The following is a 23,725-nucleotide window of genomic DNA, read 5'->3' as shown; positions in this document are numbered from 1 at the left end:
ATGTTCACCCGCCTGTCCCTGCGTTTGCGCATCTTCCTGTTTTTCTGCCTTCTGGCGGCGGGAGGCGCGGCGCTGGCGGGTGGGGCGCTTTGGTTTGGCTGGTCGCGGGCCGATACGGTCATGCCCGCCGCGCCCTTCATCACCACTTTCATCGTGTTTGCTTTTCTCAACACCGGCCTCGCCGTAGCGGTCTGGCTGTTGTTTGATGAAAACGTGGCCAAGCCGATCAACAAGCTGTCCGCCGATCTGCGGCTGCGGGCCCATTCGGGGATTGATGGGCCGGTTGACACTGACGCCGCGCGATACTTGGGCGATCTGGCACCGGCGGCAGGGGCGCTGTCACGCACCCTGAACGCGTCGATGATGGACACAGCCAAGCAGGTCGCGCATGAGACACAACGCCTGAAACACGAAAGCGAGCGCCTGACGGCGCTGCTGACGGAAATTCCTATTGCAACGATTCTGTTGAACCCGGCCCATGAGATTGTTCTTTATGACGGTCAGGCCGCTGATGTCCTGTCACAGATCGCACCGCCGCGCCTCAAGGCACCTTTGTCCGATTACTTTGACCTCACCACGCTCACCGATGCGATTGACCAATTGTCCGATGACATCGCCGAGGTGCCGTTCAAACTGGGCGATAAGACCGCCGTACGGGTCTTCGACGCGCAGGTGAAATCGCTCGGCGATGGCGGCCATATGGTTCTGATCGACGTGCAGGCCATCGCCAGCCAGCTTCTCAAGGCGCGGCCTTTGGTATTTGATTTTGGTCTGATGAATGTCGCCGAAACCAAAGAGATCAGGGACAGCCCACTGCGCGATCTGTGCTACGTGCCGTTTGACACTGAGACCACCGGCCTGTCGGTCGAGAAGGATGCAATCATTCAGATCGGTGGTGTGCGGATCCTGAACGGCCAGATGATTGCGGGCGAAACATTCGATCGCTTTGTGCATCCTGGTCGTAAAATACCGCCTGCCTCTACTCTTGTGCATGGGATCTCGGATGATGATGTCGCGGATGCACCCGATATCGCCACGGTGGGCCGCGCGTTCCACCATTTCGCCCGTGACGCCATTCTGGTCGCCCATAATGCACCTTTCGACATCGGGCTGCTGCGCAAATCGGAGGTGGAAATGGGGGTAGAATGGAACCATCCAGTGCTGGACACGGTGCTGTTGTCTGCCGTGATCTTTGGGGTCACGGAGGACCATTCACTCGACGCCCTATGTGAACGGCTTGCCATTTCGATCCCGGCAGAGCTGCGCCACACTGCCTACGGTGATGCCCATGCGACCGGTGCGGCGCTGGTCAAGCTGCTACCGCTTTTGGAAGGCAGGGGTGTGTGCACCTTTGGCCAATTGATCGAAGAGACCCGCAAACACAGCCGGCTTTTACATGATCTGAACGAATGAACAGGCGAATAGCTCAGCGGTAGATCCGGTGATTGCGCAACCCCCAGTCTGAATACAGGTCGGCCATGATGGTGCCAAACTGCGCCTCGGCTTGTTCGTTGCTGATGACCTGCCCGCCGCCGCGGCCATAGACGGTCACCTCGTCGCCCACTTGCACATCATCGTTTCCGGTCACATCGGCGACAATTGTGTTCATGGACATTTTGCCCAGTAAAGGCACGACCCTTTCCCGGATGATTACGGCGCTGCGATTGTGGGCGTTGCGATAAAACCCGTTGGCATAGCCGATGGAAATGCAGGCCAGTCGGCTGTCCCGCTCCAGAAGATTGGCTCGGTCATAGCCAACCGCGGCGCCTGCGGGGTATGCCCCAAGTCCAACAACACGGGCCTTCAACTCCATCGTCGGGACAAAGCCCAGCTCCGGTTTCAAAATCCCATAGATGATGGCGCCACAGCGGTACATGTCGGTTTCGACCGCAATGCCCGAGACCAGAGAGAGCGAACTGCCTGCATGTATTGTCAGGTCCGAACGGCGCAGGGTGCTGTTGGCCAGAACCCACGCGACTTGCTGCTGAAACAGGGTGGCACTTTGGCGCAGGTGATTTGGTTCATTTGACGCAAAATGGGTGCAGATTCCGGTGATCTGGTTGCGAAGTAGGTCAAGGATCTCTCGGCAAGCCGCTTTGCCTGTCCGAGTTGCCAGGTCCAGCCCGTCCCGCGACATTCCCGCCGCATCAAGGGCCAGATGAACCTTGGGAAGGTTGTGGCCATCGTCCATAAGCCCCCGATACTGGCGGGCTGCGTCAAGCGATCCGATCTGCTCCTGCACGCGGTCAGCCTCGGCTGTTTCCATCTCGGTCAAGGTTGCGGCGCGAAGGCGTATGATCCCGCCTGTGAAACCTGCCTCCCGAACAGCGCGGGCCTCTGCGTTGGACGTAATCCCGATGCAGCGGATGCCCTGCGCCATCACCAATGGCACAACCTGTTTGATACCATGCCCGTAAGCATCCGCCTTGAGAACCGCACAGAACTGCGACCGCTTTGGCAACAGGTCGCAAGCCAGCGCCAGATTTCGTGCAATGCGGCTTGGGTAAATGTCACACCAAGAGCTGCACGGAAGATCGCGGCGGTGGGTCACGTTGCAACCTGCCCAAGTAACCCGCGCCCGATCCACGCAGAGTATGTTCCATCGTGAAAATGGCCCATTGCGCCCGCCCTCAAATCTCTTCGGTGCCGCACCAGCGGGCGATGAATGACGCGGTAGCCTTGGTCACGCGGCGCATGCTTTCCAGCTCTACCCGTTCGTTGAACCCATGGATCGCTTCGGCTCTTGGCCCATAGACCAGCGCAGGTGTATCGGCATATAGCCCGAAGAACCGCGCGTCTGTGGTCGCCGTGATCGCCGCCTTCTTGAGGTCCGTGCCGGTGGCTGCCTGATGGGCGTTATCCAGTGCGTCGATGGCGGACCGCGCGCGTTCCGAGCTGTCTTGAGACAGCGCATAGCCCTCGGCCTCAAAGCCGTGATAGACGATCTCGGGCAGGGAATTGCGCAGAAAGTCATTCTCTCGCGCCGCGTCCAGAATGACGGATTCGATCTCGGTTTTGGCCGCCGCAATGGATTGCCCGGGAAAGATCGCCATGCGCACGTCAAACACCGCCCATGCGGGCACTGAACTGGTCCAGTCGCCGCCTTGGATTTTGGCAACATTCAAGTTCAGCGCGTGATCCATATGGGCGTAATCATCAGGGCGGTTCTCAACTGCGTTCCAGCGATGCTCCATCTCGTGCAAGGCTTTGATCAAGGGAATGGCGGCCTCAATCGCGTTGGCCCCGCTGCCCGCGTAGGCCACATGGGTCGGGCGACCCTTGAGATGCACCTGAAACCACAAGACACCCAATTGCGCTGTGACCAGCTTTTCCGAGAACGGTTCGGGGATCAGTGCGGCGTCTGCCTTGTAACCCCGCGCAAGGCAGGCCAAGGCGCCGTTTCCGGTGCATTCCTCCTCAACCACGGATTGATAAAACACATCTGCGGCAGGGGCCAAGCCGCAGGCGGCCAAGGCATCCATCGCAAAGAGGTTCGACGCCAGACCCGCCTTCATATCGCCGCCGCCGCGCCCGTAAAGCCACCCGCCTTCAACGCGCGGTTCATAGGGCGGGCTGTCCCACATATCCAGCGGCCCTTCGGGCACCACATCGATATGTCCGTTCAGGATCAGGGACCGTCCGGTTTTGGTCTTTGACCGGTGCGAGCCGACCACGTTGACTGCATCCTCATAAGAGCCAAGCACAGGCGAAAACCCCGGCAGATGCTGGATGTCTGCCACGTCGATTTGCCAGCGGTCCAGTTCATAGCCACGCGCGGTCAGGGCATGGGCCATGAAATCCTGCGCGGCCTGTTCCTTTCCTCTGGTCGAAGGAAAAGCGGTCAGGTCAGACAGGAATGCCACCTGCTGGTCAAATGCTGCATCAATGGCATCAAACAGGCGGGCTTGTAGATCTGATTGCATGATCTGGCTCCTTAGAAACTGGGCAGCGGCGAGTGCGAAAGGATCAGGGGCGCATCGGTTGCGGCGCAAACCTCTTCCGGGCTGACCCCTTTGGCGGTCTCGATCAGGGCAAAGCCATCCGCAGTTACATCAATCACTGCCATATCGGTAAAGATCCGCGCCACGCAGGCCTGCGCGGTGATCGGAAGGGTACATTTGACCTTCAATTTCGACTTGCCGGCACGGTCCAGATGGGTTGTCAGAACCACCACCCGCCGCGCCTTCTGGGCCAGTTCAACACCGCCGCCGACGCCGGGTGAGAATTTGCCCGGTATTTTCCAGTTGGCCAGATCGCCATTGGCTGCCACCTCAAACGCGCCCAGCATCGTCAGGTCCAGCCGTCCGGATCGCACCATGGCAAAGCTGGTGGCGCTGTCAAAAAACGCCGATCCCGGCATGGTCGAGACATAGGCCCCTCCCGCATCAATAAGGTTGCGATCAGCCTGTTCGGGCGGCAAGGTCGGGCCAACCCCGGTCATGCCGTTTTCCGTATGCAGACAGACAGGAATGCCAGAGGCCAGATGATTGACCACTTGGGTGGGCATACCAATCCCAAGATTGACGACCATCCCCGGCGCGATCTCGCGGGCCGCGCGGGCGATCATACGGGTTCTAGCGTCGGACAACGGCATATTCCTCGGTCAGGTTTTCCAATTGGGTCACGTGATCCACAAAAACGCCCGCGGTTTGCACCGCATTGGCTGCGATTTCGCCGGGAAGAACCACAGTCTCGGCCTCGACGATGACACAAGCAGCGGCCATGGCCATCAGCGGGCTGAAGTTCTGCGCCGTGGCGGCATAGGTCAAGTTGCCGAAGGTGTCGGCGCAATCCGCGTGAATCAGGGCCACATCGGCCCGCAATGCAGGTTCAACGAGATAGGTTTTTCCCTGCATCTCCACCACCTGTTTGCCCTTGGCCAGTTCCGTCCTGATGCCAATATCGCTCAGCACCCCGCCAAGTCCGCTGCCGCCAGCGCGAATACGCTCTGCCAAGATGCCTTGGGGGTTGAATTCGACCGCAACCGCGCCGGAGTTCATCATTTCGATGGCACGGCTGTTCAGCCCCAGATGTGTTGTGATCAACCGCGCCACCTGTCCGCTGCGCAAAAGATGATCAACCCCCATGTCAGGTTCATTGGCATCATTTTTGATCACAGTCAGATTGCGCGCGCCATGCTGGACAAGTGTGTGGATCAGCGTGAAGGGCGTGCCGGGTACACCAAAACCGCCGATCATGACGGTGTCGCCATCCTTGATCCGGCCCACCGCCGCCGCGATGTCACATCGCTTGTCGGGCAGCCTCATCTTGCGCCCTCGACGGGCAGCCCGGCCTCAGCCGCAAAAGCATCCAGCGCCGCGCAAAGGATCGTCATCATCTCGTCAATCTGGGCTTCGGTGATGATCAATGGCGGGGCAAGCAGAAAGTGATCGCCCGCCGTGCCGCCACGTGTGCGGCGCGAATAGATGATCAAACCGCGCTCATAGACCAGTTCAACCAGCCGCGCATGCGCCTCAAGGCTGGGCGGCAAAGGCTCCATGGTTTCGCGGTCGCTGACAAATTCAAACGCGGTCAAAAGCCCCTTGCCGCGCACGTCCCCGATGAACGGATAACGCTCCATCAACCCGCGCAGCCGTGCCATCAGCACCTCGCCCATTTTTGCGGCGTTTTCGATCAGACCTTGGTCTTCCATTTCTTGCAGCACGGCCAGCCCCGCCGAACAGGCCAGGGGATTGCCTGCATAGGTGAACCCATGCAAGAACCCGCCCGCATCCAGCACCGGTTCGACCAGCCGCGCCCCGGCGACAATCGCGCCCAAGGGCGCATAGCCCGCCCCAAACCCCTTGGACATGGCCACGATGTCCGGCGTGATGCCCCAATGTTCAGCTGCAAGGAATTTGCCGGTGCGGCCCGCGCCGGTCATGACCTCGTCATAGATCAGCAAGACGCCAAATTCGTCGCAAATCTCGCGGATGCGGCCATAGTAACTGTCCGGTGCGACCAGAGCGCCGGTGGAGGCTCCACCAACGGGCTCCATCAAAAAGGCCAGCACGGTTTCGGCGCCTTCCTCGATGATCTTGTCGCGCAGCATTTCCGCGTATTTCAGCCCGCGTGCCTCTTCGCTCAGGTTGTCACGGTCCAGGTAAGTGGCGGGCGCGGGTATGCTTGGCATCCCTTTCATCATCGGCGCAAAGGGTGCACGCAGCGGGTCATAGCCCGTCAGATCAAGCGCCCCCAACGTACACCCGTGATAAGATGGAAACCGAGAGATGACCTTGCTGCGGCTGCCTTGCCCCTGTGTCAGTGCATATTGCCGGGCGAGTTTAAGCGCGCTTTCCACCGCCTCCGACCCGCCAGAAACAAAGAACACCCGGTCCAGCCCCTCGGGCGTCATGGCGACCGTCTTGGCCGCCAGATCCTCAGACGGATGAGTGCGGAAATGCAGACGATACCCGAAGGTTGCCTTGTCCATTTGGGCCTTGATCTTGGCCAGCACGCGCGGGTTGGAATGGCCAATGTTGGACACCATCGCACCGGATGAACCATCAATGTAACGTTTGCCATCCTCGTCAAACAGATAGATGCCTTCGCCCCGATCCAGAAAGGGACGCGGGTTGCGCGATTGGTAAAACAGGTAAGAGGGCGCGTCGGTCACTTGGCACCTGCAATATGTTTGCGCAGAAATTCGCGGGTGCGGTCTTTGACAGGGTTCTTGAACACAACCTCGGGCGGGCCTTCTTCAACCACCACGCCCTGATCCATGAACAAAACCCGATCACAGACTGCTGCGGCAAAATCCATCTCGTGAGTGACGATGATCATGGTCATATGATCTTCGGCCAATTTCTTCATCACCTGGTTCACCTCGTCCACCAGTTCGGGATCAAGGGCGGACGTGGCTTCATCAAACAGCATCAGCTTGGGTTTCATCGCCAAGGCACGGGCAATCGCAACCCGCTGTTTCTGGCCGCCGGACAATTGCGAGGGGTAATAATCAATGCGTTCCAACATCCCGACATGGTCCAGCTGTTCTTCGGCCAATTTGTTTGCCTCGGCCTTGGACAGATCCTTGAGCAGCATCGGCGCCATCGTGACGTTCTCGCGTACGGTCAAATGCGGAAAGAGATTGAAATGTTGGAACACCATGCCGATTTGCTGGCGCATCTCGTTTATGTGCTTTTCATACTGCCGATGGGGTAGTGTCTTGTTGACCTGCACCCCGTCCAGCCAGATCTCACCGCTGGTCAACGCATCAAGATCATTGATCGCCCGCAACAGGGTTGATTTGCCTGACCCCGACGGGCCGATGATCGCAACGATCTGGCCGCGTTCCACGGTCAGGCTGATGTCCTTGAGCACCTCAAGATTGCCAAAGGATTTTTGTGCGTGTTCGATTCTGACGAAATCAGATGTGTCGGTCATGTCTGGCCCCTTGAGATCAGCGAGAGATGGAGATGCGGCGCTCAATCCGGCGCTGCACCCATTCCATTCCGAGATTGATGACGTAGTAGCAGGCCGCAGCCAGCAGATAGAATTCGAAAGGTCGGTAGGTCTTGCCGATGACCCGCTGCGCCGACAGGGTCAGCTCGCTCACCCCGATGACTGAGACCAGGGCGCTGTCTTTCAGCAGGGCAATCATATTGTTGCCAATCGGCGGCAGCACGTCCCGTACTGCCTGCGGGATCACCACCTTGCGCAGCGCCTCGCTCCGGCTGAGGCCCAGGGTGCGTGCGGCTTCCATCTGGCCCTTGTCCACGGCAAGGATCGCGGTCTGGATCAGCTCTGAATTGTAGACCGCAAAGTGTAGACCAAGGCCGATGATACCGGCGACAAAGGCCGGCAGGTCAATGCCGATCTGGACCAAGCCAAAGTAGATCAAGAACAGTTGCAGCAGCAGCGGCGTGCCCATGAACAGCCACGCAAAAAGCCGGAAAGGCTGGCGCAAAATCCAAGGTCCATAAAGCGCGATCACCGCGAAAACAATCCCGCCAAAAAAGCTCAGCAAAGCGGCGGCAACCGTGATCCCGATGGTCCAGGCACAGCCCAGAAGGATCACATCCATGTATTTGGGAATAATAGAAAAATCGAGACCCATCACCGTGTCCTTTCGTGATCAGTTGATCTGTGCTTTACGGTCCAGCCAGGTGATGCCCCGGCCAGCCACGTAGATGATGATCATGTAAAGAATCCCGGCCAGCAGGAACATTTCGAACGGCTTGTAGGTCGAACCGATGTAACGCTGCGCGGTATAGGTCAGCTCCACCACAGAGATCGCCGCAACAAGTGCTGTTGCCTTGATCAGCGCATTGATGTTGACGCCCAGGGGGCGGATCATCAGGCGGGTCGATTGCGGTAGGATGACTTTGTACATCGCCTGCCACTGGCTCAGACCCAGGGTCCGCGCGGCCTCGCGCTGACCTTTGTCGATGGCGATGATTGCACCCCGAATGGTCTCGGTCATATAGGCACCCGCGTTGATGCCAAGGCCAATCACTCCGGCCTCGAAGGCGTCCAGTTGGATGCCGATCTGCGGCCCGCCAAAATAGAGAATGAACAATTGGATCAGTGCGGGCGTGCCGCGGATGACGCTGACATATGCCGCACCGATGAACCGCAATGTGCGAAAGCGCGAGAGCCGGGCCGCCGCCCCCAGCGCCCCGCAGGTCAGGCCCAAAATGGCTGTCAGCACAGAAAGAAGTATGGTCAGCCAAGCCGCCTCAAGAAAGAACGGATAGACTTTCAGCATCAGTTCAAAGTCCATGCCGGCCTCCGCCAAAAACGCTGTGTGCCAAGAGGGGAGACTGCCTGTGCGTCATCAAATGAAATCCTGTGCAGAAGAACATGAAGGGCAGCTTGAATTGAACGGCCTTGATCGCCAAGACTGCCCCGGACCTATTGCCCATCGTCAGGCAGGATGGCAGGGCAGTCAAACCGCTTGCAAGAATCCCCCGCCGCAAAAGGCGCGGCAGGGGCAGGGAGGTCAGCGAATGTCAGCGCCGATCCACTTTTTGGCCAGCGCCAGATATGTGCCGTCTTCCATCATGGAATCCAGTGCCGCTTGCATGGCTGCGGCCAGTTCGGGGTTGCCCTCACGAATGGCGATACCCGCGCCGAAGGGCTTGGTGCCCGGATCGTCAAACATCGCAAATTCCTGACCTTTGGCGGTCATCGCGAGGATGGCCGCGATTGAATCGTTCACGATGGCGTCCACACGGCCATTTTCCAGCTCCAACAGCAGCTCAGGCAGGCCTTTGTAGGTATTGATGGAATAGCCCTGCGCGCGCGCCCAATCTTCATGTGTCTCACCCAAAGTCAGGCCGACTTTCTTGCCTTCAAGATCCGCCAGGCTGGTGATGTCCGATCCCGGCTTGGTAAAAATGGCGCGCTTGTCGGAGTAATAGGGCCCGACAAAATCCACCACTTCATCCCGCTCTTCGGTGATGGTCATCGACCCGACGATGGCGTCGTATTTGTTGGCGAGAAGCCCCCCGATGATCCCGTCCCAGGCAGTTGTCACGATCTCGGCCTCCAAACCCATGCGTTTGGCAATTTCGGTACCAATCGCGGGGTCAAAACCGACGACCTTGTTTTCATCGTTTACAAAGTTGAACGGAGGATAAGCGCCGGACATCGAGATGCGGATGACGCCCTTTTCCTTCAGTGTGTCCAATTCCTCTGCGGCGGCTGCGGTCAGCCCAAGAACCGCCAGCGAGGCTGCGGCAATTGCAGATTTCAGAATGGTGCGGCGAACAGTCATTTTTTTCTCCCAGTTTATACTGCGCCGGGGTTTGACCCAGGCGATATTGGCGGATTCCCCGCTCTGCAAAAACACTTGCATGGCCCCTAACATCGTGCAAATAAATAATAGATATCTTCAATATAGATGAAATTTATGAGACTCCCGCACCAGCAGCGTTTTCCCTGGAACCTCGACTGGAACCTGCTGCGGACCTTTATGGTGGTGGTTGAGCAACGCGGCATTTCAAAAGCGGCGGATTTTCTGGGGCTCAAACAGCCGACCGTTTCAGCGGCGCTCAAACGCCTGGAATTGTCCACGGGCCGCACTCTCATCATCCGGAAGCCCAATGAGTTTACCATCACCCGCGCGGGGCAGGTGCTTTATACCGAATGCGCGACGATCTTTGGCTCGATCTCACAATTGCCAGCCCTGATGGATGTCGACAACACGGATCTGCGTGGCCATTTGTCGATTGCGATCACCAGCTATGTGATCTCGGATCATTTCGATGACTTCTTGAACCGGTTCTCCAAGGCGCATCCGAATGTGACCTATTCGTTTACCGTGTCCGAAAGCGATGAAGTGGAAACTGCAATCTCGCAAAACCGGGCCAGTTGCGGGATTTGCCTGTTGTCGAAAGCGCCGAAAAACCTCGATACGATGATCCTGTATCGCGAATACTTTGGTCTTTACTGCGGTGCCCGCCATCCGCTGTTCAATGTACCGGATATTGAGACCAAAGAATTGGAGGGCGAGCCATTCGTGGCCTTCCAGACCGAGGCCGAGGGTGGCCCGCTTGAGGCAATTGCCCATCTGCGCGCCCGTTTGGGGCTGGCCAATACATGGCGCGGGGTGTCATCCAGCCTCAATGAGATCCGCCGTATGATCATGGCCAACATCGGGATCGGCGCCTTGCCGCTGCACGTGGCGCAACAAGACGTTGTGGCCGGTCACATTCGTCAATTGCCGCCCTATGAAGACCTGCCGATGGTTAACATCTATCTGATCAGCAATCCTGCCCGTCGGCAGTCAGAGGCCGACGCAGTGTTTCTTGCCGCCATCGCGGCAGAACTCTCTGCCATTGATATTGCCGATCGGACCTATGGGGCAATGCGAGGGTAATCGGCTGTTGCCGGATGGCCGCTGAGCGTTGCGATTTCGTTTGGGCCTAGGGCCAAATGCCGATCCATCCCGATTGTCCGGCGCAGGGTGAATGCCGTGACTAGACCGTGATCTTCGACAATAGCTTGAGCAGCAACGCCCCGTCTTCTGTCTCAAGCAAACCGTTCAGTGCGCCGTCCTGTTCTTCGACATCCTTGCGAATGTCGAGCATGCGCATACGCCCCAGATGGGTCAGCAACAGATTGATCTCACGCTGATCGCTCTGCGAGATCTGCCGGTGGACCAAGCCGTCAGAGACCATGCGATCCACCAATTTGCTTAATGTAGGCGGATTGATCAGCGCCTTGCTCGCCAGTGCGCCCATCGTCAGCCGCCCGCCAGCATCAAGGCATTCCATTACCCGCCAGGCTTCGATCTGGATGCCATGCTTTTTCAGGCGCGTCGTCATCCGCTGATTGACCGAACGATGCGCAGCGGCCACGGCATAGGAAATATGGTTTTCAAACGAACTGGGCTGCTCAGACATCTCTACCACCATTAATCACTGCCCTGAATTTAGTTGACTTGGAAAGCAAATTCAATTGCAATGTGCCACCAAGCTTGCATCAAGCGCATATCGCAGAGGGGGAGGGACGCTGCGACACGACGTGACTATGCCAATTGAACTCGCAGATTTTCGCGAGAATGGACAGTTTCACGCAAGTGGCGTCTATCGTGTTGCGCTACTGATTCCTCTGTGCGGGGCGGCGGGCATCTGGGCCCCGTCCTGCATCTCAAGCGCGCAGGTCGCCGTGGCAGAGCTGAACAAAGCGGACGGGATCGACGGGCGCAAGGTGCAGCTGATCATGATCGATGCCGCGGTTGAGGCCGCGGAGCCAATCGAAGAGATCGTCAACGATTTGATCGATCTGGGCGCAATCGACGCGATTGTCGGCATGCACCTCAGCGCGATCCGGCAAAGGCTGTCCAAGGTGGTTTGCCAGCGTATCCCCTATATCTACACACCGCTTTACGAGGGAGGCGAAACGACTGCGGGTCTTTTTGCCATTGGCGAAACCCCCAAGGAGCAACTTGGCCCCGCAATGATGTTCATGCAAAAGCGGTTCAAGCCGCGCAAATGGGCGTTGATCGGCAATGACTATGTCTGGCCGCGCAGTTCGCATGACTATGCAAAGTCCTGTCTCAAACAAATGAACGTTGATCTGGCGATGGAATGCTATGTGCCATTTGGCCTATCGAACATGAGCGGTCTGGTATCAAAACTCGAGGCCTCTGGGGCGGATGCCGTTCTGGTGTCTTTGGTGGGCCAGGATGCGGTGATGTTCAACCGCACCTTCGGGCGGCGCGGGCTTCACAAGAACATTGTCCGGCTGTCCACGGCGCTCGAAGAAAACGGCCTCATGGCCTGCGGGCGTGGCAATCTGGAGCGTCTTTTCTCGGTGTCTTCGTATTTTGGCTCCATATCCAATGACGAAAATGCCGCCTTCAAGGAACGATATTACGGGATGCACGGCGATACGGCTCCGGCGCTGAATGCGCTGGGGCAATCGACCTATGAAGGTCTGCACTATCTTGCCGGTCTTATCGGCCAGTTCGGCGACGTCTGGCAGCACAGATCAACCCGTGACCAACTGCCCGTCAGCTATGCCAGCGGTCGCAATTTTACACATTCTCCCGCTCTGAGACGCCCCTCGGTATACATGGCGCGGGCCGATGGTGTTCAATTTTGTGACTTCAAGCTTTTGTAAATAAAAGAAAAACAAAATTAACTTTCCAATTCAAATAAAATACTTGAACTGGAAACTAATCTCGCCCACCGTAAAGCAACAGAATCTTGCAGGCCGTTTGAGCGCTGCGTGACAGGTGGGGGAATTTACTTTGTATTGGGCGCTAGCTGTTGTCATTTTTATCGTCGTGCTGTTGGTCGGCATCTGGTTTCTTCAGCGTTTCTACGCCAAGGCGACGCTAGAAACGGCCTTGGTTCGGACCGGCATGGGAGGACGACGTGTGTTGACTGACGGGGGCTGCATTGCCCTGCCGATCCTGCATCAGGTGCAACGGGTCTCCATGCAGACCGCCGCCATCGAAATCGTTCGCAGTGGTCGCGATGCAGTGTTGACTGCCGATCAGTTGCGGGCCGATCTCGCAATGGAATTCGAACTGCGTATCGCCCCTGACACGGGCAGTATCGCCACAGCGGCGCAGGCTTTTGGACACCGGATTGCCCGCAGCGGTGACGCGATTGCGGAGGTCTTGTCCGGCGCCTTGATCAACGCGGTTCACAGTGCCGCCGCAGCGCGGGGGCTCACCGAAATTCATCTCAATCGGGCTGAGTTTACCAAGGATGTGGCAGATATGGTTGCAGACCACGCCAAGCGTCTTGGGTTGGATCTGGTGTCTGCCTCCCTGATTTCGGTGGATCAAAGCGATCTGTCAGGCCGGGACGAGAACAATGCCTTCAACGCCACAGGCATGCGCCGTTTGGCCGAATTGGTGGCCGAGGAACGCAAGGCGCGGATCGCCATTGAAACCTCTACCGAAGTGGTAGTGCGCGAACACCGCCTGTCACAACACCAGCGGCAAATTGAACTCAAAAAGGCCGAGCGCGAGGCCGAGATTGCCCAACAAGAGCATCTCGCCCGTCTCGAAGCCGAAGCCGAAAGCCGGTCTGCCCAGACCCGCGCAGAGGCGCACCGTGCATCAGAGGCCGTGCGGATCGCCGAAGAACGCATGACCAAATCTGCGCAAGTTGCCAATGACGAAGCCCTGCGCAAGGCCGAGATGACCGCGCTCATGCAACTGGAAGAGGCAAAGATCGCCAACAACATCAAGCTGTCGCAGGCCCGCGCCAAAGAGGCCAAATCGAAGGCCGATGAGGAAGAAGCCCGCATTCAGGTGATCCTGGCCGCCGAAAATGTGCAGGCTCAGAAAGAACGGGCAATTGCCCAGCGAGAGCGCGAGATTGCCAAGCTCAAGCAAGAGCGTGACATCGAACTCGAAGACGCCCGCGTCCAAAGTGATGTCAGCACCCTGCTGGCCCGTGCGCAGGCCGATGCCGCTGCCAAAACCGCCGCAGCCAGCGCCGAGAAAGAAGCGATGGAGGCTCAGGCCGCAGGGCAGGCCGCATTGAACTCGGCAGAAAACACACTGAGCGATGCGGTAATCCGGATGCGCCTCGAAGAGCGCAAGCTGGACCGGATGCCAGAAATCATGACCCAGATGATGAAGCCGGTTGAAAAGATCGACTCTATCCGCATCAACCAGATCGGCGGCCTGGGGAGCGGCGGAACTGGCCAGACCGAAGGTGTCGATGGGGCCTTTGGTGCCGCGATGGACCAGATCCTTGGCATGGCCGTGCGCCTGCCCGCGATGAAACAGATGGGCGATGAGATCGGCCTTGATTTCGACCCAAACATCGCAGGCCGAACGGCAGATTACGCCAACCGGATAAAGGCAAAAGACGACCCCAAACCCAAAGACAAAGAGTGATCTAAATCACCCTTCCAAAAATCCAACAGTAACCGAACGGAGGACTTACACATGTCTCTGAACAGAAGAGATTTCCTTGGCCGCACGGCCGCATTGACCACGACCGCGATGCTGCCAACAGCCGTATTTGCGGACGGCACCATCAAACTTGGCTCCATTCTGGACGCATCTGGCCCGTTTGACGCTTATGGCAAACCGATGGATCAAGCCATGCGCATGGCCGTGGCTGAGATCAACGAGGCCGGCGGTCTGCTGGGCCGTCAGGTTGAGGTCACCGCCTATGACACCCAATCGGACATGGCGCTTTATTCGCAATACGGTCAGCAGCTGACCCGTCAGGACAAAGTTGATGTGGTGCACGGCGGCATCCTGTCCGCCTCCCGCGAGGCGATCCGCCAGACCATGCGCAAGACCAAGACACTGTATTTCTACAACGTGCTGTATGAAGGCGGCGTATGCGACCGGAACATCTTTATCAACGGTGTCACCCCGGCCCAGCAGGTTGAGGCATTGGTGCCCTTCGCGATGAAAAATTCCGGCAAGAAGGTCTATATCCTTGCCGCCGACTATAACTACGGCCAGATCACCGCGCGTTGGATTCAAAAGTTTGTGGCGGACAACGGCGGCGAAGTTGTCGGCACCGATTTCTTCCCGCTGGATGTAAGCGACTTTGGCTCCACCATCGCCAAGGTCCAGACCGCCGGCCCCGATCTGGTGATTGCCCCGCTGGTTGGCGGCGCGCATCTGTCCTTCTTCCGTCAGTGGGCCGCCGCTGGCATGAAAGACAAGATTGCACTGGCCTCGACCACCCTGGGCGTTGGCAACGAACACAAGGTTCTGACCCCCGAAGAGGGCAACGGCATCATGTGCGCCTACAACTACAGCCAGGAACTGGACACGCCGGAGAACGCCCAGTTCAAGGAAAAATGGGCCGCGATGTTCGATGGCGATCAGTCGATGCACGAGATTGCCGTGTCGCATTACCACGGCATCAAAACCTGGGCCGAAGGGGTGCGCCAAGCCGGATCACTTGACCGGATGGCGATTATCGAAGCCTTGGAGACCGGCATTTCGATCATGGGGCCGGGCGGCAAAGTGACGGTTGATCCCAAAACCCATCACGCGGTTCTGGATGTGCATTTGATGCAGATGCAGGACCAGCAGATGAAAGTGATTGAAACCCTGCCACAGCGGCAGCCGGTCGACACGCAAGCGGTTTGCGATCTGAGCGCAAACCCGAATGACAACACGCAGTACGAAATCCAAATCTAACCGCGTGTATCTCCCAGGCGGGGTGCCTCTGGCGCCCCGCCACCCCTTTTATTCTTTCAAGCAGGTCTCCATGGATCTCAGTTTTGTCATAGCGGTTGAAGTGCTTTACGCGGTTGCCTCGCTGGTCTTGATCAGCGCCGGATTGGCCGTGGTGTTTGGCATGATGAAGGTCATCAATCTGGCGCATGGCGAGTTCATGATGCTGGGTGGCTACACAACAATCACAGCAGTTGGGCTGGGCGTGAATGTCTTTGTTGCGATGCTGGTGATTGCACCTCTGGTCGTGGGGCTGATCGGGCTGATTGTGGAACGATTGGTGATCCGGCACCTTTATGGGCGGCTGGTTGATACGATGTTGGCCACATGGGGTCTCAGCCTTGTGTTCATTGGCCTTGCCACAATGATCTTTGGCAATACCACCACAGGCATCTCCACCCCGATCCCCGGCTTTGCCGTGGGAGACTACCAGATCAGCGGCTATAACTTCTTTATCATTGTGGTGGCTGCCGTTCTGGTGATCGCGATGCTGGCGGTGCTGCGTGGCACCCGCGCGGGGCTGATTGCACGCGGCACGATGCAGCGCGCTGATATGGCCGCCGCCCTCGGTTACAGCCCGGACCGTATTTATATGGCGACGTTTTTCTGCGGCTCTGCCCTGTCAGGATTGGCGGGCGCGGTGCTTGCGCCATTGGTTGGCTTGGTGCCGACATCGGGCGGCGCTTACATCGCCAAAGCTTTCATCACGGTGATCGCTGGCGGCCCTTCGTTGATTGCAGGTCTGCTCAGCTCTGCCACCTCATTTGGTGTCGTTAATCAAGTGTTCACCTTCGCGATCTCGCCGGTGATTGGTGAGGTGGCGCTTCTTGTTGCGGCTGTTGTCTTGCTGCGGCTGATGCCGCAAGGGATCACGGGCCGCTTTTTCAAAGGTAAACTGTGATGGAGCGGTCATTGGGAAAAGAGATCATCGCCACATTGATCGTATCGGCGCTGCTGATCTGGCTTCTGCCGATGGTGATCGCAACCTATACGCTGACGGTGCTGGTGATCTACGGCATGCTGGGGCTGAGCCTTGGTCTGATTTGGGGCTTCGGCGGGATCTTGTGTTTTGGTCAGGCTGCGTTCTTTGGCCTTGGCGCTTACACCTATGCCATCGCGGCGATCAATTTTGGGGAAAGCACGGTGCCAATGCTCTTGGCGGTGCTGGTGCCGCTGATCTTTGCGGCTGTGCTGGGCGCGCTGATGTTCTACGGGCGGCTGACGGATGTCTATCTGGGGGTGATCACCCTTGTTGTGACGCTGATCCTTTTCAAGTTTGTGAACTCCACCGCAGGCCCTCAATACGTGATCGGCAACGCGCGACTGGGCGGTTACAACGGTATTCCGGGGTTCCAGACCCTCAACGTGCCGGGCAATCCGGATGCCTATATCTGGGGCGACCCTTATTTCTATTTCTGCGCCGTCGCGCTGGTGATTGTCTTCCTGCTGGTCACATGGTTGCTGCGCTCGTCCTTTGGTCGGATCGCCATCGGTATCCGCGAAAACGAAACCCGCATGGCGCTGATGGGCTATGACGTGGCCGCCCGCAAAACCGTGCTGTTTGCCACCGGCGCGGCCATTGCCGGACTGGCCGGGGCACTTTTTGCGAACTGGGGCGAGATTGTAACCCCGGGGCTGTTCTCGCTGGGCCAATCGGCCGAGATCATCATCTGGTGCATTGTCGGGGGTTTGGGCACGCGGCTTGGACCGGTCCTTGGCGCGGCGGGGCTGGCCTATCTTAAATTTGTTCTGGGCCAGCAAAGCCTGATCGACAACACCTTGATCACCGGGCTGATCCTCGTGCTGTTCGTGCTGTTCCTGCCCAAAGGTCTGGTGCCCGCAGTGTCCGCCTTGTGGAAGGCCAGCTTTGGCCGGGCCCGGCGCAGACCACTTGCGCGGCAAAGACGGAAAGCAAGACATGGCTGAAACTGTATTGGAAACCCATGGGCTGACCATGCGCTTTGGCGGCGTCACAGCCAGCGACAACGTGAATTTCTCTCTCAAGGCACGCGAATTGCGCTGTTTGATCGGGCCCAATGGTGCTGGCAAATCCACGTTCTTTAAATGCGTGACCGGTCTTCTGACCCCAACCGAGGGGCAGGTGTTCATGCGCGGTCAGGATGTCACGGGCTGGCAACCCCACCAGATTGCCTCGCTTGGGGTTGGGATCAAAACCCAGACGCCCAATGTGATGGACGCGCTGAATGTGCATGAAAACATCTGGCTCTCCGCTCGCCGCTTTCATGATGCGGCAGAGGCAAAGGCCCGCACCGATACCATCATCGACAGATTGGCCTTGGGCGCGATTGCCCGCACGGAACTGGGACAATTGGCCCATGGTGAACGCCAACGGGTGGAACTGGGATTGGTCGCAGTGGCCGATCCATGGCTTGTGCTGCTGGACGAACCCGCCGCCGGGATGAGTGCGCAAGACGTGGACCGGATGACCGAAATTATTCACGAGCTGACCCGCAGTGCCGCGGTGGTGATCGTGGAACATGACATGCAGTTCATCCGCTCCATCGCCGAGACGGTCACAGTTTTCCATCAAGGGGCCGTGTTGATGGAAGACCACGTCGACCGCGTGATGTCTGATCCGACAGTCCGCGCCGTCTATCTTGGAAAGAAGGCATAAGATGACCGAAGACCGCGAGATATTGTTGTCCGCCAAGGGTATATCGGGTGGCTATGGCCGCGTGCCAATCCTGCACGGCATTGATCTGGACGTGGCCGAGAACGAAGTTGTTGGTGTGCTTGGGCACAACGGCATGGGCAAGACAACCTTGCTCAAGACATTGATGGGGTTCCTGCCTGCCACCGCCGGGCAGGTCCGATATGACCAAACCGATATCACCCGAACACCGCCCAATGTACGCGGGCAGATGGGCATCGGCTATGTACCGCAGGGGCGGGGGATCTTTCCGCAGCTCTCCGTGCGCGACAATCTGCGCTTTGCCTGGCACGATCACGCCGGCGGGTCCGAGGCCGAAGTGATGGACGCTGTTCTTGCCGACTTCCCGCGCCTGCAACGCCTTCTGGATCGCGACGGCGGCGCATTGTCGGGCGGCGAACAACAGCTTCTGGCGTTGGCCCGCTGCCTGATGGGTGATCCTGATTTCCTGCTTTTGGATGAACCGACCGAAGGCATTCAGCCTTCCATCATTGAAGAGATGGCCGAAACCCTGCTGCACCTGCGCGAAAAACGCGGGCTTTCAATCCTGCTGGTCGAACAAAACTTTGACTTCATCGCGGATCTGTCTGACCGGGTTCTGGTGCTGGAGCGGGGCCGCATCACCGGCACGCTGACGCGTGCAGAATTGTCGGATCAGGCCAAGGTGGATCAATTCCTTGGGTTCGGTGCGGCGCGCGGCACCCGCCAGACCTCGGGCACGCGAGCCGAAACGCCCACAACCGCGCCTGCCGCGCCGCCAGCAGTCCGCCGCCCGCAAACCTTCCCAACGGACAGCGCTGCGAAGCCATCGCCGCCGCTTCATTCGCAACCCAACAGCCCCACGGTGACAGCCATGACCATCAAACGCCCCACATTGTCCCAAATGCGCGCCATGGCGGACCGGTTCGGGATGAGCCTGTCTGACGAAGATCTGTCCGAATACACCGAGATCATCGAGCCCTATATGCAGGCCTATGACCGGCTGGATGCCTTGCCCGACAACCTGCCCCAGGTCCGCTATCCGCGCAGTCCGGGGTATTTCCCCGACAAGACCGAGAATCCGCTGAACGCATGGTACGTCAAGACCGAAGTGCGCGGCGCGCCGGATGGCAAGCTGCGCGGCAAACGCATCGCGTTGAAAGACACGATCTGTCTTGCTGGCGTTCCGATGATGAACGGTTCCTCGATCATGGAGGGGTACACACCCGAGATCGATGCCACCATCGTGACCCGCATGTTGGATGAAGGGGCGCTGATCGCAGGCAAGGCGCATTGCGAAAATTTCTGTCTTTCCGGTGGCTCACACACCAATGCCAAGGGACCGATCCACAACCCGTGGAAACGCGGCTATATGGCGGGCGGGTCTTCAGGCGGCTCTGCGGCCTTGGTTGCGGCAGGCGAGGTCGACATGGCCATCGCGGGCGATCAGGGTGGATCCATTCGCATCCCATCGTCCAATTGCGGCGTCTACGGCATGAAGCCCACCCATGGGTTGGTGCCCTACACTGGTGCCATGCCGATTGAACAAACCATCGACCATCTTGGCCCGGTGACGAGCAATGTCGCTGACAACGCCCTGCTGCTGGAGGTTCTTGCGGGTGAAGACGGGCTTGATCCGCGGCAGTACAAACCCAAGACCTACAGCTATACCGAAAGTCTGGGACGCGGCGCCCAAGGCATGCGGATCGGGATCCTGTCTGAGGGGTTTGGTCATCCCAATTCTGAAAGTGACGTGGAACAAAAAGTCATGGCCGCCGCCGAAAGGTTCCGCGAACTGGGTGCAAGGGTCGATACGATCTCTGTGCCGGAGCATCACACCGCCATGGACGCCTGGACCGCTATCACGCTGGAGGGGCTTCAGGACGGGATGATGTGGGGCAATTCCAGCGGCACCAACTATCGCGGACTGTTCTTGCCGTCGATGACCGATCACATGGCGCAGTGGAAGGGCCGGGCGGATGAATTGAGTCATTCCCTGAAAGCCTGCATGTTCGTAGGCGAGCATTTTCAGCGCCAGTATCGCGGACGGTTCTATGGCAAGGCGCAAAACATCATGCGCAAGGTCAACGAACGCTATCTCGCCGCACTTCAGCAATATGACCTGTTGTTGATGCCCACCCTGCCGATAAAACCACAGGAACATCCACCTGCCGATTGCTCGCTTAGCTTGTATGTTCAACGGGCGTTTGAGATGGTGCCTAACACAGCCCCCTTCAACGGCGGCTTGCCCGCGATGAGCGTCCCTTGCGGGCTGAGCGAAGGGCTGCCAATCGGGATGCAACTTGTTGGTCCGAATTATGGGGAAATGAAGATTTACCAAGCTGCCCATGCGTTTGAACAATCAGGCGACTGGCGCGACATGTAAACGGGGAGGCTTCGAGATGACCATTTTGAACGAAAGCATTGCAGACCAGATCCAGAAGTTTGGGGTGAATGACGGCAGTGCAGAACAAGCCGACCTTACACCCCGCGATGGCAAATCCTATGTGCAAGGCCCCGCACATCCGCCGCTGGCTTTCGCCACCATCCCCCAGTTGTTGCAGGATGCCGTGGCGCGGTACGGCCCAAGGGATGCGCTGGTGTTTCCCGATCGCACACTCAGCTATTATGATCTCGACCGCGCTGTGGATGCATTGGCCTCCGGCCTTTTGGCGCTGGGCCTCGAAAAAGGGGACAGGGTAGGCATCTGGTCGCCCAACCGTTTGGAATGGGTGCTGACGCAGTTCGCCACCGCGCGGATCGGCGCGATCCTGGTCAACATCAATCCGGCTTACAGATTGTCCGAACTTGAATATGCGCTCAACAAAGTGGGGTGCAAAGCACTTGTACTGGCCCCTGCCTTTAAGAGTTCCGATTATCTGGGAATGATCCGGACCCTTGCGCCAGAGCTGGCTACGGCGGAGCGGGGCAAGCTTCATGCCGCCAAACTGCCGCATCTGCGGCATGTCATCGTGATGGGAGAGGCGCCCGCCGACCAGGGGATCTGGCCTTTTGATGCCCTGTCCGAACTCGGTGGCCCGGCCCAGCAACTGCGGCTGCCGCAGATCGGCGCCACGCTGGAGCCTGATGATGCGATCAACATCCAGTTCACCTCTGGCACAACCGGACAGCCCAAAGGCGCCACTCTTTCGCACTACAACGTGGTTAACAACGCGCGGTTTGTCACCGACCGGATCAAACTGACCGAAAATGACAGGTTGGCGATTCCCGTGCCGCTTTATCATTGTTTTGGCATGGTCATGGGCGTTCTGGGCGCTGTCAGCAAAGGCGCGGCGATGGTCTTCCCCGGAGAGGGGTTTGATGCGGCGCAAACCTTGGACGCATTGGCAAAGGAACGCTGCACCGCGCTTTACGGTGTGCCGACGATGTTTGTGGCCATGTTGCAAGACCTTGAGACAACGCCGCGCGATCTTTCGGCGATGCGCACAGGGGTCATGGCCGGGGCGCCATGCCCGGTGGATGTGATGAAAGCGGTCAATTCCGTGATGCATATGGATGAGGTCACAATTTGCTATGGCATGACCGAAACCGCGCCGGTGTCCTTCCAAAGTTTTGTCGATGATCCGGTGACCCAGCGCTGCGAAACAGTCGGGCGGGTGCATCCGCATCTGGAGGTCAAGATTGTCGATGAGAACGGGCAGATTGTGCCCGCAGGCACCCAGGGCGAGCTGTGCACGCGCGGCTATTCAGTGATGAAGGGCTATTGGGACGATCCGGGTCGCAGCGCCGAGGCGATCCGCGATGGCTGGATGCACACCGGAGATCTGGCTGTGTTTGACGAAAACGGATTCTGTACCATCACCGGGCGCGTAAAGGATATGATCATTCGGGGCGGCGAAAACATCTATCCCCGGGAGATTGAAGAGTTCCTGTATTCCCATCCACAAGTCCGCGAGGCGCAGGTTTTTGGTGTACCGGATGACCGACTGGGCGAAGAGGTTTGTGCATGGGTGGTTGCGGCAGATGGCGCAGATCTGACGCCGGATGCACTGCGCCAATTCTGTCAGGGCCAGATCGCCCATTTCAAGGTGCCGCGGCACATCCGCGTGGTTGAAGAGCTGCCAATGACGATCACCGGTAAGCCGCAGAAGTTTGTTATGCGGGATCAGATGGTCGAGATGCTGGCCGCAGAACGGGCGACCTGACGGGCGCATCACATGGCGGGGATATTCTCCCTTGTGATGACCCGTGGTTCAATGAACTTTTTGGTCAAATAGGGCGCGGTCGAGGCCAGTGAGCCAAGCAGCTGGATGGTGGCCTGTTCTGCCATCAACCTGGCGTTTTGATCGATGACGACGCTGACCCGATTGTTCAGAAGGAATTTTCGGGTCTGGTCCGTCAAATCATGGCAAAACAAAACCAGTCCGTCCGCATCCCCTCTGTCCTCCACCGCTTTGATCACCCCTGACCGGCCGCCGCCCGCGACATAGATTCCACCCAAATCAGGATGGCGGGCAAGGATAGACGCCGCCCGCTGATACCCACGTTGTGCATCGTCATTGATCTCAACGGCATCAATCACCTGCAGATGCGGAAACTCTTCGGACAATACCGAACGGAAACCGGATTCCCGCTCATCGTGGCCGCGGTAACGCCTTGACCCTAGGAACAGGGCGATCTTGGCATTCTCCTTGCTGAGCATTGATCCCATCAACTTGGCGGCGGTGCGCCCCGCGATCCGGTTGTCCACACCAACATAATTGGCCCGCATCGAAGAGGGCAGATCAGATGCTATGGTCACAACCCGCACTCCGGCTTCAACCAAACGCTGGATTGCGGCTCTGGTCTTGGGATCGTCGACTGCCACAACGCCAAGGCCGGCGGTTTTTGGATCAAGATCATCCAGCGCCGCCAGCAAGGTGGACGGCGATGCATCCGGCAGCCGCGTGACTTTGCACTCAGAAACCAGCGGCAAACGCAGGCAATAATCCTCAATTTGAAAGGCGAGGTTTTCCAAGAACCGATTGCCTCCAACAGGCAGGAAGAACTCCAACCGGGCGGGTTTGGCAGGCATCCACAGATCACCGGTTTCGGGCAAATAACCAAGCTTGGCCGCTGCATCCAGCACTCTGTACCGATTGGCCGCTTTCACACCGGACCTGCCGTTCAAAACCCGGTCTACAGTCGCTGTGGAGACGTCGGCGGCTGCCGCGATGTCACTTATGGTCGCTTTCATCGGTGCCTTACCTTGATGTGATCTGATGTAATTTGATGTAGCTACTGCAAAAGTCAAATCAGGATCAAGCTGGATCGTTCTCGCCCCGTGCGGAATATGGGATGGCCTCCGCAAGATCACAGGCGCACAACTTGGGCGCCCAGGGCTTTAGATAACAAATGTTGGAAAAGCCGAACGGACTGCCCCGTGATCAACGCGAGTCAAAGGTACGCTGCACCTGTCGCTGACATGCTTCGGCAGGGAGACACCCCGCCAGGCT

General features: G+C 58.3%; 21 protein-coding genes. 10 read left to right on the top strand and 11 right to left on the bottom strand.

Translation table 11 applies throughout. From position 1 onward, the window contains the following. Window positions 1-1,413 carry a 3'-5' exonuclease gene (locus K3754_RS15670; RefSeq protein WP_203210208.1) on the top strand — a complete coding sequence of 471 codons (1,413 nt, stop codon included), beginning with the start codon at window positions 1-3 and terminating at the stop codon, window positions 1,411-1,413. Window positions 1,414-1,426: 13 nt separating this feature from the next. Here K3754_RS15670 and alr read toward each other — a convergent pair whose 3' ends face one another. From alr to K3754_RS15625, 9 genes are all read right to left on the bottom strand, one after another. Next, entirely contained in the window at window positions 1,427-2,551 is a 1,125-nt protein-coding gene (gene alr, locus K3754_RS15665) for an alanine racemase (protein ID WP_259938468.1), read from the bottom strand. A 79-nt stretch (window positions 2,552-2,630) separates the two neighbouring features. Further along, window positions 2,631-3,923, bottom strand: coding sequence for an ArgE/DapE family deacylase (locus tag K3754_RS15660; protein WP_259938467.1), 1,293 nt, complete (start codon window positions 3,921-3,923; stop codon window positions 2,631-2,633). Window positions 3,924-3,934: 11 nt separating this feature from the next. Continuing rightward, a complete protein-coding gene (locus K3754_RS15655; protein WP_259938466.1) occupies window positions 3,935-4,588 on the bottom strand; it encodes a CoA-transferase subunit beta in 654 nt (217 codons plus the stop codon). Further along, entirely contained in the window at window positions 4,575-5,267 is a 693-nt protein-coding gene (locus K3754_RS15650) for a CoA transferase subunit A (protein WP_259938465.1), read from the bottom strand. Before K3754_RS15650 ends, K3754_RS15655 begins: the two co-directional genes overlap by 14 nt. Continuing rightward, on the bottom strand, window positions 5,264-6,616 hold the full coding sequence (locus tag K3754_RS15645; RefSeq protein WP_259938463.1) for an aspartate aminotransferase family protein: 1,353 nt from the start codon (window positions 6,614-6,616) through the stop codon (window positions 5,264-5,266). Before K3754_RS15645 ends, K3754_RS15650 begins: the two co-directional genes overlap by 4 nt. Beyond that, a complete protein-coding gene (locus K3754_RS15640) occupies window positions 6,613-7,383 on the bottom strand; it encodes an amino acid ABC transporter ATP-binding protein (RefSeq protein WP_259938462.1) in 771 nt (256 codons plus the stop codon). The genes K3754_RS15645 and K3754_RS15640 overlap by 4 nt, the downstream gene beginning before the upstream one ends. A gap of 16 nt (window positions 7,384-7,399) precedes the next feature. Then, the gene (locus K3754_RS15635) at window positions 7,400-8,056 is read right to left on the bottom strand and encodes an amino acid ABC transporter permease (protein WP_203210215.1); all 657 of its coding nucleotides are present in this window, start codon (window positions 8,054-8,056) and stop codon (window positions 7,400-7,402) included. 18 nt (window positions 8,057-8,074) lie between these two features. Next, window positions 8,075-8,722 carry an amino acid ABC transporter permease gene (locus K3754_RS15630; RefSeq protein ID WP_259938460.1) on the bottom strand — a complete coding sequence of 216 codons (648 nt, stop codon included), beginning with the start codon at window positions 8,720-8,722 and terminating at the stop codon, window positions 8,075-8,077. A gap of 219 nt (window positions 8,723-8,941) precedes the next feature. Continuing rightward, window positions 8,942-9,718, bottom strand: a complete 777-nt coding sequence (locus K3754_RS15625) for a transporter substrate-binding domain-containing protein (RefSeq protein WP_259938459.1) — start codon at window positions 9,716-9,718, stop codon at window positions 8,942-8,944. Window positions 9,719-9,853: 135 nt separating this feature from the next. Between K3754_RS15625 and K3754_RS15620 the strand changes: the two genes are divergently transcribed. Continuing rightward, window positions 9,854-10,822, top strand: coding sequence for a LysR family transcriptional regulator (locus K3754_RS15620; RefSeq protein WP_203210218.1), 969 nt, complete (start codon window positions 9,854-9,856; stop codon window positions 10,820-10,822). Between the two features lie 100 nt (window positions 10,823-10,922). Here the strand turns inward: K3754_RS15620 and K3754_RS15615 are convergent, their stop codons facing one another. After that, the gene (locus K3754_RS15615; RefSeq protein ID WP_203210219.1) at window positions 10,923-11,348 is read right to left on the bottom strand and encodes a MarR family winged helix-turn-helix transcriptional regulator; all 426 of its coding nucleotides are present in this window, start codon (window positions 11,346-11,348) and stop codon (window positions 10,923-10,925) included. Between the two features lie 127 nt (window positions 11,349-11,475). On the opposite strand from K3754_RS15615, the gene K3754_RS15610 reads away from it, so the two are divergent. From K3754_RS15610 to K3754_RS15575, 8 genes are all read left to right on the top strand, one after another. After that, window positions 11,476-12,570 (top strand): substrate-binding domain-containing protein, encoded by a 1,095-nt coding sequence (locus K3754_RS15610; RefSeq protein WP_259938456.1) that lies wholly within the window; start codon window positions 11,476-11,478, stop codon window positions 12,568-12,570. A 130-nt stretch (window positions 12,571-12,700) separates the two neighbouring features. Beyond that, the gene (locus tag K3754_RS15605; RefSeq protein ID WP_259938454.1) at window positions 12,701-14,311 is read left to right on the top strand and encodes a flotillin domain-containing protein; all 1,611 of its coding nucleotides are present in this window, start codon (window positions 12,701-12,703) and stop codon (window positions 14,309-14,311) included. 51 nt (window positions 14,312-14,362) lie between these two features. Further along, window positions 14,363-15,583 (top strand): ABC transporter substrate-binding protein, encoded by a 1,221-nt coding sequence (locus tag K3754_RS15600; RefSeq protein ID WP_259938453.1) that lies wholly within the window; start codon window positions 14,363-14,365, stop codon window positions 15,581-15,583. A gap of 70 nt (window positions 15,584-15,653) precedes the next feature. Next, complete coding sequence (locus tag K3754_RS15595) at window positions 15,654-16,520, top strand: branched-chain amino acid ABC transporter permease (protein WP_259938451.1); 867 nt, start codon at window positions 15,654-15,656, stop codon at window positions 16,518-16,520. Continuing rightward, the gene (locus tag K3754_RS15590) at window positions 16,520-17,545 is read left to right on the top strand and encodes a branched-chain amino acid ABC transporter permease (RefSeq protein ID WP_259938449.1); all 1,026 of its coding nucleotides are present in this window, start codon (window positions 16,520-16,522) and stop codon (window positions 17,543-17,545) included. The genes K3754_RS15595 and K3754_RS15590 overlap by 1 nt, the downstream gene beginning before the upstream one ends. Then, window positions 17,538-18,254, top strand: coding sequence for an ABC transporter ATP-binding protein (locus K3754_RS15585; protein WP_203210225.1), 717 nt, complete (start codon window positions 17,538-17,540; stop codon window positions 18,252-18,254). Before K3754_RS15590 ends, K3754_RS15585 begins: the two co-directional genes overlap by 8 nt. Window position 18,255: 1 nt before the next feature. After that, window positions 18,256-20,655, top strand: a complete 2,400-nt coding sequence (locus K3754_RS15580; RefSeq protein ID WP_259938446.1) for an amidase — start codon at window positions 18,256-18,258, stop codon at window positions 20,653-20,655. 16 nt (window positions 20,656-20,671) lie between these two features. Continuing rightward, window positions 20,672-22,435: an AMP-binding protein gene (locus K3754_RS15575; RefSeq protein WP_259938444.1), complete on the top strand. Its 1,764-nt coding sequence runs from the start codon at window positions 20,672-20,674 to the stop codon at window positions 22,433-22,435. 8 nt (window positions 22,436-22,443) lie between these two features. On the opposite strand, the gene K3754_RS15570 is transcribed toward K3754_RS15575, so the two are convergent. Further along, window positions 22,444-23,466, bottom strand: a complete 1,023-nt coding sequence (locus tag K3754_RS15570) for a LacI family DNA-binding transcriptional regulator (RefSeq protein WP_259938441.1) — start codon at window positions 23,464-23,466, stop codon at window positions 22,444-22,446. Window positions 23,467-23,725 lie beyond the last annotated feature (259 nt).

It is taken from the genome of Sulfitobacter sp. M368, from assembly GCF_025141875.1.
GTDB lineage: Bacteria > Pseudomonadota > Alphaproteobacteria > Rhodobacterales > Rhodobacteraceae > Sulfitobacter > Sulfitobacter mediterraneus_A.
This window is presented reverse-complemented; position numbering and strand designations above follow the sequence as displayed.